Consider the following 16,383-nt stretch of genomic DNA (forward strand, 5'->3'; position numbering starts at 1 on the left):
TAAAAAGGATAACAGAATGTCGACACTGACCAAAAAGCTTGAAAGTTTGCTAATACAGGGTAAAGGCACAGAACAACGTATTGCTCATTATCTATTAGAGAATAGTGAGAACATTGCCAGTATGAATGCGGCTGATCTGGCACTTAAAGCGGGTGTCAGTAGTGCTTCTGTTATTCGTTTCTCTCGCCAAATGGGATATCGAGGCTATCCAGAATTTAAAATTGATTACCTTTCAGAAGAAAAACAACAAAAAAGCAGTGGCGATATTCTCTATGGTAATCTCGCGAAAATAGACTCGACAGAATTAATTATTTCCAAAACAGGGCATCTGTTTACTAGTGCTATTTTGGATTCATTAGCGTTGTTAGATCCCAATACCATTGATGTATTAGCTGAAAAAATGGTATCAGCAAAACGCATTGTATTGTTTGGTATTGGCGCATCATCTATTGTGGCGAGTGATATCTTTCATAAATTAATTCGTGTAAATAAAAACACATTATTTAGTCCAGATCTTCATGCTCAATTAGCTTATTCCGCCAATTTATCTGTTGATGATATTGCCATTGCTGTTACTGCTAGAGGGAATACGACGGATATTAATCGAATGTTGAAGTCCGCAAAAAATGAAGGTTGTTTAACCGTCGCATTAACGCGTTTCGGACAAGATGAAGCCACTCGATTATCAGATTATATATTGCCTTATTTCTATGACGAACAACATTCTCAGTTAGGGGTGATTACACCACAAGTTTTACAGATGGTGGCTTTTGATGTGCTGTTTTTTAAATACATGACATTAGCGAGTGAGTCAGCAGAAAAAGCATTATTAAAAGGGCGAGAAGCTGTTATGCAAGGAAATCAATAATGTTACTTATCACCACATTAGCGGTGGGAGCGGCTATTGGTTTAATTATAAGTACGACAGGAGTAGGCGGCGGTGTTATTGTTTTACCTGTATTGACCTATTTCTTTGGTATGAATGCGTTAATGGCAGTGGCTACTGCCAATTTATTATCGATGTTGATGAAAGTCACTTCCTCTTATATGCATTTTCGCCTTGGAAACATTCCTTTTAAAAGGGCGATGATTGTATTAGGAATAATGCTACCAAGTACTTTTTTAGCCAGTGTTTTGGTTAACTATTTAGGTTCGTTAGCGCAGTATCAGCAGCAAGTCGAATGGGGCATTAATGCGCTTGTTGTCGGCGCTATTGTTTTTTCTTTGTTTCTCTTTGTACAGAGAATGTTTTTCTCATTACCTCCCGTTGTGATTGAAAATACAGCGTTAGCGCCTTTAAATATAAAAGCACTATTACTTCCTGCGATTGCAGCAGGTGTTGTTTTAGGGGCGACGGGGGTGGGCGGTGGTGTCGTGGTATTACCGTTATTGCTACGTTATGCGAACCTTTCTATTAAGCAAGCCATTGGTACTTCTATATTTACCACAACATTGTTATCAGGATCTTCAGCACTGGCCTATATGCAAGATGGACATACAGACATTCATTTAGCACTGTTGTTATTCTTAGGCTCGCTCATCTCTATTCCGCTATCTAAGTGGCTGTTGACTAGAATGCCTGACAGGATGTTTCAGTATGCCACTTTGATTTTAATTATTTGTAGTGCTGTAATGATGCTGATTAAATTATTCTAGTATTAAAATGTATCATGAATGTTAATTGTAAAAATATTATTTAAATAATAACTCAATAAAAATAAATTATATTGGCTATTTTTCAATTACCTTCTTAATTTAATCGATATCATTATTAATATAAAAATAAGTGTCTATTTTTTATATTTTGTTAATGGAATGTATTGTTGGTGATTTATTTTTACTGATGCATGGTTTTTATTGTAAATAGATAATTGAGATGATAGTCACATTAATGTCAATTTCTATATGTTTCACTGTAACCCTCATTTAATACCTATAAGTGAAGGTACTAGTATTATGGAAAATAATAATAGAAAAACACCTCATATTAGACGTATTGCCCACATTATGATGTATAAACAACGTCAATGCTTCCATTTCTCCGTTTTTAACGGATAATCACTTTTTCTATTTTTTAGAAATATAAAGCATGTTTCTTAATAACCTAGGTTATTGAGGATGGCTCTCTATTATTTTTAATAACAAACTATTTTTCAACTCTATTATTATCAAAATAATTAGGAGATAGGATTATTATGTCTATTAATATTAAAGGTAGAAGTTTTTTAAAATTACTCGATTTTTCATCTGCTGAAATTCAATATTTATTAAAGCTGTCTAAACATTTTAAATCATTAAAAATGGCAGGTATTCCGCACCGCTCTTTGGAAGGCAAAAATATCGTTTTATTATTTGAAAAAACCTCAACACGCACACGTTGTGCCTTTGAAGTTGCGGGTTATGATTTAGGGATGGGGGTGACTTATCTTGATCCGGGCTCATCACAAATGGGGAAAAAAGAGTCTATTGAAGATACTGCGCGCGTGTTAGGGCGTTTCTATGATGGTATTGAATATCGTGGTTTTGATCAGTCATTAGTTGAAGAATTGGCGGAGAAATCAGGAGTACCAGTATGGAATGGTCTTACCGATAAATTTCATCCCACTCAGATGTTGGCGGATATGCTTACCGTTGAAGAAAATTTTGGTCATTTAAAAGGGCTTAAGCTGACTTTCTTTGGTGATGCCCGTAATAACGTTGCTAACTCTTTAATGGTCGTTTGTGCCAAATTAGGCCTACATTTTACGGCATGTGGTCCCGCCTCTTTAATGCCAGAAGAACAACTTGTAAAGGCGTGTCGTATCATCGCGGCTGAAAACGAAGGTTCTATCACATTAACAGAAGATATTGAGAAAGGGGCAAAGGACGCTGATGTTCTCTATACCGATATTTGGGTTTCAATGGGTGAGCCTGATAGTGTTTGGGATGAACGCATTCGTTTACTAAAAGCTTATCAAGTCAATGAATCTATGATGAAAATGGCAAATCCTCACGCTATTTTCTTACACTGTTTACCTTCATTCCATGACCGCTTAACCACGATTGGTGAAGATATTTATCAAAAATTTGGCTTGAGTGAAATGGAAGTGGCAGACGGTGTTTTCGAGTCTCGCCAATCAAAAGTTTTCGATCAGGCTGAAAATCGTATGCACACCATTAAAGCTGTTATGTTTGCGACTTTAAGCTAAAGCAAGGAGTTAACAATGCCAAAGAAGGTATTTATTGCTTTAGGGGGAAATGCACTGGGCAGTACGCCACTAGAGCAGAAGCAGATAGTACGAAAAACCGCAAAGCCTATTGTGGATCTGGTTGAGAAAGGTTATCAAGTCATTATTGGTCATGGAAATGGTCCACAAGTTGGGATGATCAATTTAGCTATGGATTATGCATCTCAACAGAACATCGGCACGCCTTATATGCCTTTTGCTGAATGTGGTGCCATGAGCCAAGGTTATATTGGCTATCATCTACAACAAGCTATTAATGACGAGTTATGGGCGAGAAATCTGAATAAAAATCATGGTTGTGCAACCATTGTGACCCAAGTGGTTGTTGATAAAAACGATCCTGCTTTTTTATCACCGACAAAACCGATTGGCGCTTTTTATACCCAACAGCAAGCGGAGGCTATTCAAAAAGAGCACGGTTTTCAGTTTATGGAAGATGCAGGGCGTGGATATCGCCGAGTGATCCCATCACCTCAACCGTTAGAAATTGTAGAATCACCGATTATTAAACAGTTAGTTGAACGTAATATTGTGGTTATTACTGTTGGTGGCGGTGGTATTCCCGTTATTCGAAAAGGGGATGTATTAGAAGGTATTGATGCCGTTATTGATAAAGACAACTCTAGCTCAAAATTAGCCGTAGAATTAAAAGCAGATATTTTATTAATATTAACAGCGGTTGATAAAGTTGCTATTAATTTTAATAAGCCAGAGCAAATGAATTTAGATAACTTAACGCTTTCTCAAGCTCAGGAATATATTTCTCAAGGGCAATTTGCTAAAGGAAGTATGTTACCTAAAGTTGAAGCTTGCCTTAATTTTCTAAAAGAGAGTGATAAAGGTGTACAAGCTGTTATTACTTCTTTAGAGAATGCATTATCTGCTTTAGAAGGAAAAACAGGTACAACAATTATTTCTGATTAATATCATATTTATTATTCTAAATTTAATTCTAATAATAGACTCTGCCAGATAAATATTATTTTTACTGGCAGAGTAACCTCTTATTTAAGTCGAGGACGCTTATGAAACTTAAAAAGTTTGCGTTTCCGACCGCATTTACTATTTTATTTGCAATTACAGTAATTGTGGTTGGCTTAACGTGGATTATTCCAGCAGGAGAATATCAACGATTAAGTTATAACTCCGCGGATCCATCATTAGTGGTTGCGAAAATAGATGGTTCTCATGACGTGTTACCTGCAACTCAAGCGACATTAAATGATTTAAATGTCTCTATTGAGATTAATAAATTTACCGATGGGACAATTAAAAAACCGATAGCGATACCCGGAACATATGAACGAGTAGCACAGCAACCTAAAGGGATAATGGATATAACCGAGAGTATGGTGAAAGGAACGATAGAAGGGGCTGACGTTATTGTTTTTATTCTTGTTTTGGGAGGACTTATTGGTGTTGTTAATAAAACAGGTGCATTCAATGCGGGTTTAACAGCGCTAGCGAATCGAACAAAAGGTAAAGAATTTTTAGTGGTATTTGGTGTTACGATTATATTATCCATTGGCGGGACAAGCTGCGGGATTGAAGAAGAAGCCGTTGCCTTCTATCCCATATTAGTGCCTATATTCTTAATTTTGGGTTATGACGCTATTGTGTGTGTCGGTGCTATTTTCCTTGCCTCTTCAATGGGGGCTGGGTTTTCAACGGTAAACCCTTTTTCAGTTGTTATTGCATCAAATGCTTCGGGGATCAGTTTTATTGAAGGGATTGGTTTTCGTACTATTGGGTTGGTGATTGGTACGATAGGTGTTTTGGTTTATTTATATTGGTATTGCAAGAAGATCAAAAAAGATCCAACTTTCTCTTACAACTATGAAAATGCGGAAAGTTTTAAACAGCGCTTTTTAAATGATTACGATCCTAATGAAATATTGGAATTTTCGTGGCGTCGTAAAGTGATCCTCTGCTTATTTGTTGCTGCTTTTCCTATTATGGTTTGGGGTGTTATGGACATGGGCTGGTGGTTTCCACAAATGGCCGCTCTTTTCCTTGGTATCGCAATCATTATCATTTTCCTCTCAGGATTAAAAGAAAAAACAGCCATTGACGGATTTATTCACGGGGCATCTGAATTAGTTGGTGTTTCACTAATTATTGGTTTAGCACGAGGTGTCAACCTTGTGATGGAACAAGGCAAAATTGCTGACACTATCCTTGAATTTATGTCTCATATGGTAGCAGGAATGCCACCAAGCCTATTCTTATTAGCACAACTCGTTGTCTTTATTTGTTTAGGTTTCATTGTGCCTTCCTCTTCAGGCCTTGCTGTGTTAGCAATGCCAATTATGGCGCCATTAGCTGATGCGGTCGGTGTTCCTCGTTATATGGTGGTATCAGCATATAACTGGGGGCAATATATCATGTTGTTCTTAGCGCCTACTGGACTGGTGTTAGCGACATTACAAATGTTAGATATCGCTTATAACAAATGGCTTAAATTTATTATGCCGATGGTGATATTTATGTTTGTACTTTCGGCAACACTATTATTGGTTCAAGTGGCTTTTTTATAAAATTGAGTTGATGTGTTTATGTTGAAATACGAGTTTTGGTTATTCTGTAATTTAAAATTAATCTAGATTTTTATGCTGCGATCGGGGATATTTTTTGATTTTCATGAGAAGTGATCTAGCTCTCGTTTTTAGTGGTGATAAAAAATAAACCGAAAAAAAAGGTTGTTAATTTGTAGAAGTTATGTTTTTTTAAATACAGATAACACGTAAACACATCATTAAATTAATTGATAGGTAACCCATGATCATCACTACTCTACTACAAAGCCTACGACTAACAGCGCACATCGCGGCTGTGGTTGTCGTGCGTGTGGTGGTGGTCGTCGGCAAAGCGCCGTAACGGGTCCGAATCAACACAGTTTCGAAACCCCGCCGGCGCATTAACCGGGCGGGGTTTTTCTTTTCTACCTGCCCATCAAGTCCGGCTTAGCACAAAGGACAGATAAAAATGGGTGATCAACAAGAAAACGCCACAACAAGTAGAACGTTTACTGGTGCGCAATTAATCGTTTATTTATTGGAACGGCAAGGCATCACGACAGTTGCAGGGATCCCTGGTGGTGCAGCGCTTCCGTTATATGATGCTTTAAGCCAAAGCCAATCTATTCGACATATCTTAACTCGCCATGAACAAGGTGCGGGTTTTATTGCACAAGGTATTGCTCGTGCTAATGGTAAACCTGCGGTTTGTATCGCTTCGAGTGGGCCTGGTGCAACAAACTTAGTAACAGCCATTGCTGATGCTAAGCTTGATTCAATTCCTTTAGTTTGTATTACAGGTCAGGTATCTTCAGCGATGATTGGAACGGATGCTTTCCAAGAAGTTGATACCTATGGCATGTCTATTCCAATTACAAAACATAACTATTTAGTTCGTGATATTGCTGAGTTACCTGAAATTATTTGTGATGCATTCCGTTTAGCGATGTCAGGAAGACCGGGGCCTGTTTGGGTTGACGTACCAAAAGATATTCAGCAAGCCACAATTACATTAGAAGCGTTACCGCCTATTCCACAAAAAGATCCCGTTCCCGCATTTAATACGGATTTAGTGATACAAGCGGCGCAAATGATTAATCAGGCTAAAACACCTGTTTTATATTTAGGTGGGGGGATCATTAGCTCTGAAGCCTGTAAGGAAGCAATTGAATTAGCAGAGAAAAATAATCTACCCACAACAATGACTTTAATGGGTTTAGGATTAATGCCACCTTCGCATCCATTGTACTTAGGGATGTTGGGTATGCATGCGACTCGTAGTACCAACTTTATTTTAGAAGAAGCGGATCTCTTGATTGTATTAGGGGCTCGATTTGACGATCGTGCCATCGGCAAAGCGGAGAAATTTTGCCCTAATGCCAAAATTATTCATGTTGATATTGATCGCGCTGAAATTAGTAAGATCAAACGCCCAGATATCGCGATCCACGCTGATGCGAAATCAGTGTTATCACTGTTATTGCCATTGATTAATACAAACAAACGTAATGAATGGATAGAACGTGTTACGACACTGAAACAAGAGTACCCGTTAGAGATGAAAAATGCTGAAAATATCCTAAGTGGTTATGGCATTGTATTAGCGGCGGCAAACTGTGTTGATGATGAAGCGATTATTACAACAGACGTAGGACAACATCAGATGTGGGTCGCACAAGCATACCCGTTAAATCGACCTCGACAGTGGTTAACATCAGGCGGTTTAGGTACGATGGGCTTTGGTTTACCCGCTGCGATTGGTGCTGCATTAGCTGAGCCCAGTAAGAAAATCCTCTGCTTCTCTGGGGATGGTAGCATTATGATGAATATTCAAGAACTTGCTACGGCGGCTGAGCATCAATTAGATATCAAAATTATTTTGATAAATAATCAGGCATTGGGATTGGTTCACCAGCAACAAACGCTGTTTTTTGAAGAGCGTATTTATGCTGCAGCTTACCCTTATCAAACAGATTTTATTCGTATCGCACAAGGTTTTGGTTTAGATACCTGTGACTTAAATCAGGAAGCGGATCCTGCGAGTGCATTAAAAGCAGCAATTGAAAAACCAGGTCCGTGTTTAATTCATGTAATGATTGATATTCATGAAAAAGTATTTCCAATGGTACCGCCAGGGGCGGCAAATATTGAGATGATAGGAGCTTAATTTATGTCACAACAATCACAACCTATCGCGCTGGAATTGATTGTTCGCAACCATCCCGGTGTTATGACCCATATTTGTGGACTCTTTGCTCGCCGTGCATTTAACGTCGATGGTATTTTATGTTTACCGATGAAAAATAGCGATAAAAGCCGTATCTGGCTATTAGTGCAAAAAGATGATCGCCTAATGCAGATGGTGAGCCAGGTAGAAAAGCTTGAAGACGTAAAAGAAGTGCGATTCAGCGATGATTTACGTGTTTTTGAACAAATGGAAAGTTATTTAAATTAATACAGATTGGCTCTCTCTTTAATCATTAAGAGAGAGCCAGAATTTTATGAGTGTATAAATTTATTCTGTTTTAGCGGTGATTTTCTTCAAGATGTTGTCTGTCCTCACATTCCATCTGTAACGTAATATGGTTGATATGGAATTGCTCACGAAGTTGTTGCTCAAGGTGAATTCTAAGTTCTTCATGATTGGCATTAGGTTGATAAACGATGTGCCCACTTAAAATAAGTTTACTTTGTGTGAGTGCCCATAAATGCAAATCATGAGAGCCTACAACATCAGGGTTATTATTAATTGTTTCAGTAACCTGAATAAGATCGATACCGCGAGGCACGCCTTCAAGTAAAATATTCAGACATTCTTTAAGTAATACCCAAGTTCGTGGGAAAACCATAAAACCGATTAACACGGCAATAATAGAGTCAACAAGCTCCCAACCTGTAAACCAAATAATGATCGCACCAATAATTACGCCAATTGAGCCCAGCATATCAGCCCAAACTTCTAAGTAAGCTCCTTTTACATTAAGGCTTTCATCCTTTGTGCTGGTGAGTAATTTCATTGAAATCCAATTAACCACAAGACCTATTAACGCGATGATAAGCATACCAACAGATTGAATATCTGGAGGAGAAGATAAGCGTTTATAGGCTTCATATAAAATATAGAAAGCGACTGCCATTAAAATAAGTGCATTCATGGTTGCCGCTAATATTTCAAAGCGTGCATAACCATAAGTTCTAAAAACATCAGCGGCTTTTCTACCTGCATGAATAGCGATCAGTGCAAGTAAAAGCGCGAAAGCATCCGTCATCATATGCATGGCATCGGAAATTAATGCCAAGCTACCCGTTAAATAACCACCAATAAATTCGACTAACATAAATGATGATGTTAAGCCGAATGCAATTAATAATCGCGATTCAGGTAGTGTTTTTACGTCCGCATGTTCATGATTTCCACTCATTGAAGTTCCTTATTATCCGAATAGCATTAATAAAAACATAGCTGAAAATAAAGAAAAATAAATTAGATAAAGAGAGGATTTCTAGACAACTTAAAGCGAATATGAAGACATTAAATGAAGGGTATTGATAATTAAGTTCACACGATAATTAAAACCAGTTAAATGATTTACTAATTATCGTGCGAGTGATAAAGCTAGGGCGGTAAATTGATTAAGGGCGATGATGGTAATGCTGTTGATTTGGGCTAGACATGATCACAGAGGCTCGTAAATGCCCTTCCACACAAATATAAGAGTGGGGCGCATTACCATGAAAAGCGTAAAAATCACCCGTTTCTAATAAAACCGTTTCGTCGTTATCAAAACGCATCATTAATTTACCAGAATAAACCATGATATGTTCTTGCGTTCCATCTGCGTGAGCGGGACTGTTAATAATGGCACCATGCTTCATTTCGATATGCCAAATTTCAGTAATATTGCCGATGCCAATACGAAATTTAAATTCCTGAGCATAATCACCAACGATAGGTTTATGTCGTTCTAAACGAGGGTACTCTTCACGCGTAAAACTAAATAAATCTCCCAAAGGAAAGCCAAGTGCTATCGCAATAGCCTCTAAGGTATCGATTCTGGGATTAGAATCACCGGATTCTAATTTTGACAATGCAGCCTTGGATATTCCCGATTTTCTTGATAACTCATTGAGTGACAAGTTTCGAGATTGCCTTAATTGTTTGACTTTATTACCAAGGTATTCATTCGTTTTTTTAGGAGGTTGTGGGTTCATTGCCAATTCAAAATATCGTTAGTTTAAAAGTGTCATTTCGACTAGATAATAGCACTAATTAACCGTATTCGGAAAAATGAGATCCTGTTTCTGCTGTATTTTGTGAATAGTCTTACGATCACTATTCGATTTTTAATAATTACGCTAATATCCTTCATTAAATGATAATTATTCAAGGATTATTATGCTGGACTTGCTCAGTTGGTCTGATCTTTTTATTTGCCTACTTACCTTATTTTTTGCTTATGTCATTTTCGGTATGGCGGGATTTGGCTCTGCGTTAATTGCGGGTCCTGTATTAGCACTTTATTTGCCTCTTTCAATGATAGTGCCTTTATTGGCATTAATTGATTTAAGTGCTGCCATAGTGAATGTCTTAAGAGATGGAAAACAAGCTGATTTTAAAGAGATACGCTATCTTATTCCGCTGATTATTATTGGTAGTCTTGTTGGCGCAACGATTTTATTAACGACACGACCAGATTTACTTTCTCTTCTTTTAGGTATCTTTGCCACTTGCTATGCAATTTACGCCCTGTTTTGGAAAAAACAAGAAAATCAATTTTCCCAACGCTTGGTTTATCCTTTTGGGTTAATTGGTGGTGTGTTTAGTGCGTTGTTTGGCAGTGGGGGCTTTTTATATGCGATCTATTTATCAGGTCGAATTGCAGATAAAAACAAATTTCGCATTACACAAACCACATTGATTGGTTTTAGCACACTAACACGAGTGGTGATTTTCTTATTTGCCGGTATTTATTGGCAATGGGATATTCTTCAGTTAGCTGTTATTTTCTTGCCTGCTATGCTTGCTGGTGTATGGTTAGGGCGAAATTTGACATTACGGATGTCAAAAGCGCGATTTATGAGTGTGATTTATACCATTGTATTGGCATCAGGTGCTGTGCTTATCTATCGTTATTTTTCTTAAGCGTTGTAGGACAACGGCTGATGAAGTGAGAATATTATGAAAGGTAAAGATCTTTGTGAGCCAAACGGAGATCTTTCTCTGATTAACGTTACTTTTTAAGCATGTTTATCTATTTCTTATCTCCTATAATACAACAATATTTTATTTAACCACCTTCCTTTTATTACAGAGGTTTCTGTTATTCGCAGAAACAAAATAACATGTCATATCAAAATTATCGTCAATCTGAAGTTTTTGCGATAACAACTATCACGGTAAGTATTGGCGTTATCGGGATTGTTATCGGATTAACTATTCCTATGGTTGCACTACGCCTTAATTTAGCGGGTATTAGTGAATCTATCATTGGACTTATTTCTGCCGCACCCGCTATTGGGATGTTAATTATTTCACCTTTTGCTCGACGTATTGTGCAATGGATTGGTAAACGCTTTGCCATGCTATTAGCAACCCTTGTTTCAGCAATCAGCTTATTACCCTTAATGGGAAGCCTACCTCTAGAGTTGCTATTTCCGTTACGATTAATCACGGGTATTGCCAGTGGTGTGATGATTTGTTTAGGTGAAACGTGGATTAATGAACTTTCGCCCGATAATAAACGTGGGCGGATTTTAGCGGTATATACCACGGTATTTACGATCAGCCAGTTATTAGGTCCTTCGATAATTGCGCTTTATGGCGTCGCAGATAAGACACCTATTTTAATGAGTGTTTTTATTCATATTATCTCTATTGTTCTGTTTTTAATGATGGATCAGAAAACAGGAGATAAATTGCCGAAAGATACGCAAGAGCCTAATTTTTCTATTATTCGTTTTGTCAAAGTTGCTCCTGCGATCTGTGGTGGCATTATTTTCTTTGCTTTTTTTGATGGCACCGTACTTTCTATGTTTCCTATTTATGGTCTAAGCATGGGACACACTGAAGCGATTGCTGCAATGATGATAAGTGCTATTTTAGCAGGTGACGCTATTATGCAAATGCCATTTGGCTGGCTTGCTGATCATATGAACAGAACACGGCTATATCGAATTTGTGGGGTAGTGACTTTACTTGCCAGCTTATTATTACCTATCACAATGTCTCATACATTTTTGATTTGGCCTTTATTACTGCTACTGGGTGCAACAGCGGGGGCGATATATACCATTGCGTTGGTACAAATAGGGCAATATTTTTCAGGTAATGATCTTATGGTCGCTAATGCGTCAGCTGCGATGTTATGGGGGATCGGTAATTTAGCAGGGCCTTTGCTGGCTGGTGCGATGTCAGAAATTTCTTCATCTTCACTACCATTCTTATTGGTTGCTATGACGGGGTTATTTTTAGTTTCAACGATGGAACGTTGGAATCTAGGTATTGAAACACTCAATAGTCACTCATCTTAGTATTTTCTATCGTATTTCATTTAGGGTGATAGGAATGCGATAGAGAAGCGTCTCTGTTCTCGATTTCTAAATATTAAGATCTTACCTTATTGTTTTTTTTATAAATGATTATAATTATATCCCGTTATTATACTTAATTTAAAACTTATTAAGAATAATCTAGAAATGCTTATATAAAACGGAAAATTATTTGCTAAAACAGTGCTAACTCATCTAACGTTAGAAGTAGAAGATGACATTATCTTCAGATAAAAATAACGAATACTGCAAACCATTAATCGCCACACATTGGGAATGAGAGGTATAATTTATCTAGGCAACTTATTAAAATTGCTAATAGTAGATAGATATACCTAGTTATTATTTGATTTGAAATAAATTCAATTAATTAAGATATTTTCATTTCACTTAATACTATTGTTTTAGGAATTAATGAATGCCGGAATATTTTATTCATAGACGAAGAGAAGAAGATAAAGGAAAAACGACAGCAGGAGGTCAGGTAACTCCTGTTTCTGTTTCCATAGCGTCAGCTAAACTTTTCATGGAAGCGCGTTCACTATCCTATGCGTCGCCTAAATCCATCATATTACCTAAACCTATCTTTAAACCTACCCCCGTGCCTTATCAACGTGTCCTCAATGCCGTTAAAGATGTTGCGATTGCCTCTCGATGGGGAGTTTTAGGCCTACTTTTTCACTCTGAGCCTGCTGGGGATCCGAATAAAGACCAACTTTTCATTAGAAAATTTATGAAGTTGATCATATTCCGTCACAAGCCGCAGTTAGACTTTATTTAAAAAAGTTAAATCCAAAAATATCGGAAAAAGATTTAAAGATAGAATTAGAGGATGATACTAAGCTACGTCGAAAAGAGTATGACAGTCAGGATCTTAAAGAAGCGGTTGAGCGAAATTGGGAAGCAGATCGACGATGTTTAAAAGCAGAATATAACGTATCAGATGAACAGTTGGATAAGGTTTTAGCAGAATTACACCGATTAAATAGAGCGAAAGGATTATACCAATGAGTGTAAATATTGAAGCCTTAGTGCTGCGATTAGGGGATACTTATGATGAACTTTATGACGATGGACTCATTCCGTATAAAACCAAACCACAAGGGAATTCTGGGGATGATGAAGTCACCCTAAGGATGACCAAAGAGTCTATTTTTTTATCTTTTAAAAACCCATCAAAAGAGTTAGAACAAATTACACTAACACTGATCCCTGAAAATATGAAAAATGGCTGGGTATTCCCCAATAAGATCCCCTTTGGATTAGAGCAAGTCATGACTGACCAATGGTTCTATAAACATATTGGTAATCCGATTAGGCAGGCTCCTGAAAGAACAGTTTTAGGTAACTTTATAGGTAAATCAGAAGTATTTACATTAAACAAAATGACCAACTCAAACCAAAAAATTTCTATTTTGGTTAACTATCACCCCGAAATGAAAGGCTTTGCTAAAAAAATTACCTTTGAATTATTAGAGGATTTAGAAACACGTTGGAAACCTAATCACTTCAAATAATCCCTTTTATGTTAAACGGACGAGTTAGTTAAAGTTGTCCGTTTATCCATACTCACGTCGTTCAAAACGATTTAAGGTTTGCTCATCCAGAGTGACTAAAACATCGAATTAAAATTGTTGAAAGAGGCTTAACTTGACCTAACGTAGCTAAATTAGCGAACAAAAAAAGTGGCACCAGTTTCCTTCTTTTCCTCTTTTTCTTTTTTTATGACTTTACATTATCTTTTTATGACATTTTTATTAAAAATGTATTTTTTCGCTTGATTCTTACCCTAAAAGCACCAGATAATCGTTTGCGTCAAATTCTCTCACTCAATCCACACGAAAAACCAAACGTTTGCTTTTGACTCCCTCTTAAGATTTCTTATTAACAAGAGGTCATTTTAATTGATACGTAATCGTTTTCGTTTTTTTGGAGAGTGAACCGTTTTTATGTCAGAGGAATGTAATGTCTGCTAATCAATCAGCAACCACCGGTAAACTGGATAGCTATTTTAAACTTACAGCTCGCGGTACAACTGTTCGCAAAGAAATGATCGCCGGTTTGACGACATTTTTGGCGATGGTGTATTCCGTGATTGTTGTTCCTAGCATGTTAGGACAAGCCGGTTTTCCACATACCGCGGTTTTTATCGCAACCTGTTTAGTCGCGGGATTAGGCTCTCTTCTAATGGGATTGTGGGCAAATCTTCCTATGGCAATTGGTTGTGCGATTTCATTAACCGCATTTACTGCTTTTAGCTTAGTTTTGGGACAAAACATCTCTGTACCCGTTGCATTAGGTGCCGTATTTTTAATGGGATGTTTATTCACCGTTTTCTCATTAACGGGCATTCGTACTTGGATCTTAAAAAATATTCCAATTGGTATCGCACATGGTGCGGGAATAGGGATAGGGCTTTTTCTACTTTTAATCGCAGCAAACAGTGTTGGATTAGTGATTAAAAACCCATTTGATGGTTTACCTGTTGCAATGGGGAAATTTACATCATTCTCTGTTCTGATGTCACTTGCTGGATTAGCGGCTATTTTCGGATTAGAAAAGCGTAAAGTACCGGGTGGTGTGCTATTAGTCATTGTCGCTATTTCAATTATTGGTCTTATTTTTGATCCTAATGTGAAATATCAAGGCATCTTTAAAATGCCTCAATTAGGTGAAGATGGGCTTTCTTTACTGCTTGCAATGGATATTAAAGGTGCCTTACAACCTTTAGTGTTACCAAGTGTTCTTGCGTTAGTGATGACGGCTATTTTTGATGCCACAGGGACTATCCGTGCTGTTGCGGGTCAAGCAAACTTATTAGATAAACGCGGGCAAATTATTAATGGCGGAAAAGCGCTGACGTCTGACTCTGTCAGTAGTATTTTTGCGGGTGTTATAGGTGCTGCACCTGCTGCGGTTTATGTTGAATCAGCCGCAGGAACAGCCGCTGGTGGTAAAACAGGATTAACCGCAACAGTGGTTGGTATTTTATTTTTACTGATCTTGTTCTTATCGCCTCTCTCTTATTTAGTTCCAGCTTATGCAACAGCACCCGCGTTAATGTATGTGGGTTTATTGATGCTAGGTAATGTCACTAAGTTAGATTTTAGTGATTTTGTGGATGCTATGTCAGGTATGGTGTGTGCTGTATTTATTGTTTTAACGTGTAATATCGTCACTGGGATTATGCTAGGTTTCGGCTGTTTGGTCATTGGCCGTGTCTTTGCTGGTGAATGGCGTAAACTCAATATGGGTACAGTATTAATTACACTTGCGCTAGTGGCATTTTATGCGGGTGAGTGGGCAATTTAATTTAAATAATCGGTTTTAAACACAAAAGGCGGAATATATTTTTATTCCGCCTTTTTGCTATTTATTTATCTACTTTTATTCGCTATTGTCGAAATTAAGTCTAGTGATTAATTTTTTGGTAGCATATATGCAAGAAATAAAAATACGTCATGGTGAACCTGACGACGCATCAGCCATTCAACAGCTATATACACATCCTGATTTATATATTTGTACTTGCCAATTTCCTTATCCTTCAGTCACGATGTGGAAAAAAAGATTACTTGAATTTTCAGAACAAAATATCCCTCATTTTGTTGCTACCATTGATGATCAAGTTGCGGGACATTTAGCACTAATCATCGATAATCATCCTCGTCGTCGTCATATTGTGAGTTTTGGTATTGGTGTTGGTGCTGAATATTCCGGAAAAGGTGTCGGAAAATTACTTATCAATACAGCAATTGATTATGCTTTCAATTGGTTAGCCGCCACACGATTAGAATTAGAAGTGTATTCAGACAATGAAAGAGGCTTGCATCTGTATAAGAAATTAGGTTTTGAAGTCGAAGGGGTACGCCGTAAAGCCGCTTTTAGAGAGGGTAAATATTGTGATGTTGTTATGATGTCGATGTTAAGAACAATTGAATAATCATTAGCATGGCGAGTGAGTCTTCAAATTTAATTTCTATTGTTATTTATCTATTATTTTTATTTAGTTACTTAACGTTTTGCATTTTTATACAGTCTATTAGATTGCTTAGGCTGAAAAAGAGAAATAAAAACGTATGCTTTCTATA

General features: G+C 37.3%; 17 protein-coding genes. 15 read left to right on the forward strand and 2 right to left on the reverse strand.

What is annotated here, in order from left to right; translation table 11 throughout:
• Window positions 1–16: 16 nt before the first annotated feature.
• The 9 genes from SB028_RS02065 to ilvN all read left to right on the forward strand — a co-directional run bounded on the left by SB028_RS02065 (window position 17) and on the right by ilvN (window position 8,198).
• Window positions 17–868 (forward strand): MurR/RpiR family transcriptional regulator, encoded by an 852-nt coding sequence (locus SB028_RS02065; RefSeq protein ID WP_248619808.1) that lies wholly within the window; start codon window positions 17–19, stop codon window positions 866–868.
• Window positions 868–1,656, forward strand: a complete 789-nt coding sequence (locus tag SB028_RS02070) for a sulfite exporter TauE/SafE family protein (RefSeq protein WP_069368078.1) — start codon at window positions 868–870, stop codon at window positions 1,654–1,656. The genes SB028_RS02065 and SB028_RS02070 overlap by 1 nt, the downstream gene beginning before the upstream one ends.
• A 300-nt stretch (window positions 1,657–1,956) precedes the next feature.
• Window positions 1,957–2,058 carry a leader peptide SpeFL gene (speFL, locus tag SB028_RS02075; protein ID WP_109372621.1) on the forward strand — a complete coding sequence of 34 codons (102 nt, stop codon included), beginning with the start codon at window positions 1,957–1,959 and terminating at the stop codon, window positions 2,056–2,058.
• A 137-nt stretch (window positions 2,059–2,195) separates the two neighbouring features.
• Complete coding sequence (argF, locus tag SB028_RS02080) at window positions 2,196–3,188, forward strand: ornithine carbamoyltransferase (RefSeq protein ID WP_069368077.1); 993 nt, start codon at window positions 2,196–2,198, stop codon at window positions 3,186–3,188.
• A 15-nt stretch (window positions 3,189–3,203) separates the two neighbouring features.
• Window positions 3,204–4,151: a carbamate kinase gene (gene arcC / locus SB028_RS02085; RefSeq protein ID WP_069368076.1), complete on the forward strand. Its 948-nt coding sequence runs from the start codon at window positions 3,204–3,206 to the stop codon at window positions 4,149–4,151.
• A gap of 101 nt (window positions 4,152–4,252) precedes the next feature.
• The gene (locus SB028_RS02090) at window positions 4,253–5,764 is read left to right on the forward strand and encodes a YfcC family protein (RefSeq protein WP_069368075.1); all 1,512 of its coding nucleotides are present in this window, start codon (window positions 4,253–4,255) and stop codon (window positions 5,762–5,764) included.
• A gap of 241 nt (window positions 5,765–6,005) precedes the next feature.
• On the forward strand, window positions 6,006–6,104 hold the full coding sequence (ivbL, locus tag SB028_RS02095) for an ilvB operon leader peptide IvbL (protein ID WP_071788573.1): 99 nt from the start codon (window positions 6,006–6,008) through the stop codon (window positions 6,102–6,104).
• 108 nt (window positions 6,105–6,212) lie between these two features.
• Window positions 6,213–7,910 carry an acetolactate synthase large subunit gene (gene ilvB / locus SB028_RS02100; protein ID WP_069368074.1) on the forward strand — a complete coding sequence of 566 codons (1,698 nt, stop codon included), beginning with the start codon at window positions 6,213–6,215 and terminating at the stop codon, window positions 7,908–7,910.
• A 3-nt stretch (window positions 7,911–7,913) separates the two neighbouring features.
• Window positions 7,914–8,198, forward strand: a complete 285-nt coding sequence (gene ilvN / locus SB028_RS02105) for an acetolactate synthase small subunit (RefSeq protein ID WP_069368073.1) — start codon at window positions 7,914–7,916, stop codon at window positions 8,196–8,198.
• A gap of 70 nt (window positions 8,199–8,268) precedes the next feature.
• Here ilvN and SB028_RS02110 read toward each other — a convergent pair whose 3' ends face one another.
• The gene (locus SB028_RS02110) at window positions 8,269–9,165 is read right to left on the reverse strand and encodes a cation diffusion facilitator family transporter (protein WP_069368072.1); all 897 of its coding nucleotides are present in this window, start codon (window positions 9,163–9,165) and stop codon (window positions 8,269–8,271) included.
• A 211-nt stretch (window positions 9,166–9,376) separates the two neighbouring features.
• The gene (locus SB028_RS02115) at window positions 9,377–9,955 is read right to left on the reverse strand and encodes a helix-turn-helix domain-containing protein (protein ID WP_069368071.1); all 579 of its coding nucleotides are present in this window, start codon (window positions 9,953–9,955) and stop codon (window positions 9,377–9,379) included.
• A gap of 184 nt (window positions 9,956–10,139) precedes the next feature.
• Here SB028_RS02115 and SB028_RS02120 point away from each other — a divergent pair, with 184 nt between their 5' ends.
• From SB028_RS02120 to SB028_RS02145, 6 genes are all read left to right on the forward strand, one after another.
• A complete protein-coding gene (locus tag SB028_RS02120; RefSeq protein WP_069368070.1) occupies window positions 10,140–10,886 on the forward strand; it encodes a sulfite exporter TauE/SafE family protein in 747 nt (248 codons plus the stop codon).
• Window positions 10,887–11,086: 200 nt separating this feature from the next.
• Entirely contained in the window at window positions 11,087–12,274 is a 1,188-nt protein-coding gene (locus tag SB028_RS02125; protein ID WP_069368069.1) for an MFS transporter, read from the forward strand.
• A 436-nt stretch (window positions 12,275–12,710) separates the two neighbouring features.
• Window positions 12,711–13,073, forward strand: coding sequence for a hypothetical protein (locus SB028_RS02130; RefSeq protein ID WP_069368068.1), 363 nt, complete (start codon window positions 12,711–12,713; stop codon window positions 13,071–13,073).
• A gap of 226 nt (window positions 13,074–13,299) precedes the next feature.
• On the forward strand, window positions 13,300–13,809 hold the full coding sequence (locus SB028_RS02135) for a DUF6392 family protein (protein WP_069368067.1): 510 nt from the start codon (window positions 13,300–13,302) through the stop codon (window positions 13,807–13,809).
• 448 nt (window positions 13,810–14,257) lie between these two features.
• Window positions 14,258–15,604 carry an NCS2 family permease gene (locus tag SB028_RS02140; protein WP_069368066.1) on the forward strand — a complete coding sequence of 449 codons (1,347 nt, stop codon included), beginning with the start codon at window positions 14,258–14,260 and terminating at the stop codon, window positions 15,602–15,604.
• A 127-nt stretch (window positions 15,605–15,731) separates the two neighbouring features.
• Complete coding sequence (locus SB028_RS02145; protein WP_069368065.1) at window positions 15,732–16,235, forward strand: GNAT family N-acetyltransferase; 504 nt, start codon at window positions 15,732–15,734, stop codon at window positions 16,233–16,235.
• The last annotated feature ends 148 nt before the right edge of the window (window positions 16,236–16,383 follow it).

The sequence above is a fragment of the Proteus vulgaris genome (genome assembly GCF_033708015.1).
Classification (GTDB): Bacteria; Pseudomonadota; Gammaproteobacteria; order Enterobacterales; family Enterobacteriaceae; genus Proteus.

Bases quoted from the DNA above. Each gene is read 5' to 3' on its own strand.
- SB028_RS02065 (WP_248619808.1), top strand. From the start codon at position 17: ATGTCGACACTGACCAAAAAGCTTGAAAGTTTGCTAATACAGGGTAAA.
- SB028_RS02070 (WP_069368078.1), top strand. From the start codon at position 868: ATGTTACTTATCACCACATTAGCGGTGGGAGCGGCTATTGGTTTAATT.
- speFL (WP_109372621.1), top strand. From the start codon at position 1,957: ATGGAAAATAATAATAGAAAAACACCTCATATTAGACGTATTGCCCAC.
- argF (WP_069368077.1), top strand. From the start codon at position 2,196: ATGTCTATTAATATTAAAGGTAGAAGTTTTTTAAAATTACTCGATTTT.
- arcC (WP_069368076.1), top strand. From the start codon at position 3,204: ATGCCAAAGAAGGTATTTATTGCTTTAGGGGGAAATGCACTGGGCAGT.
- SB028_RS02090 (WP_069368075.1), top strand. From the start codon at position 4,253: ATGAAACTTAAAAAGTTTGCGTTTCCGACCGCATTTACTATTTTATTT.
- ivbL (WP_071788573.1), top strand. From the start codon at position 6,006: ATGATCATCACTACTCTACTACAAAGCCTACGACTAACAGCGCACATC.
- ilvB (WP_069368074.1), top strand. From the start codon at position 6,213: ATGGGTGATCAACAAGAAAACGCCACAACAAGTAGAACGTTTACTGGT.
- ilvN (WP_069368073.1), top strand. From the start codon at position 7,914: ATGTCACAACAATCACAACCTATCGCGCTGGAATTGATTGTTCGCAAC.
- SB028_RS02110 (WP_069368072.1), bottom strand. From the start codon at position 9,165: ATGAGTGGAAATCATGAACATGCGGACGTAAAAACACTACCTGAATCG.
- SB028_RS02115 (WP_069368071.1), bottom strand. From the start codon at position 9,955: ATGAACCCACAACCTCCTAAAAAAACGAATGAATACCTTGGTAATAAA.
- SB028_RS02120 (WP_069368070.1), top strand. From the start codon at position 10,140: ATGCTGGACTTGCTCAGTTGGTCTGATCTTTTTATTTGCCTACTTACC.
- SB028_RS02125 (WP_069368069.1), top strand. From the start codon at position 11,087: ATGTCATATCAAAATTATCGTCAATCTGAAGTTTTTGCGATAACAACT.
- SB028_RS02130 (WP_069368068.1), top strand. From the start codon at position 12,711: ATGCCGGAATATTTTATTCATAGACGAAGAGAAGAAGATAAAGGAAAA.
- SB028_RS02135 (WP_069368067.1), top strand. From the start codon at position 13,300: ATGAGTGTAAATATTGAAGCCTTAGTGCTGCGATTAGGGGATACTTAT.
- SB028_RS02140 (WP_069368066.1), top strand. From the start codon at position 14,258: ATGTCTGCTAATCAATCAGCAACCACCGGTAAACTGGATAGCTATTTT.
- SB028_RS02145 (WP_069368065.1), top strand. From the start codon at position 15,732: ATGCAAGAAATAAAAATACGTCATGGTGAACCTGACGACGCATCAGCC.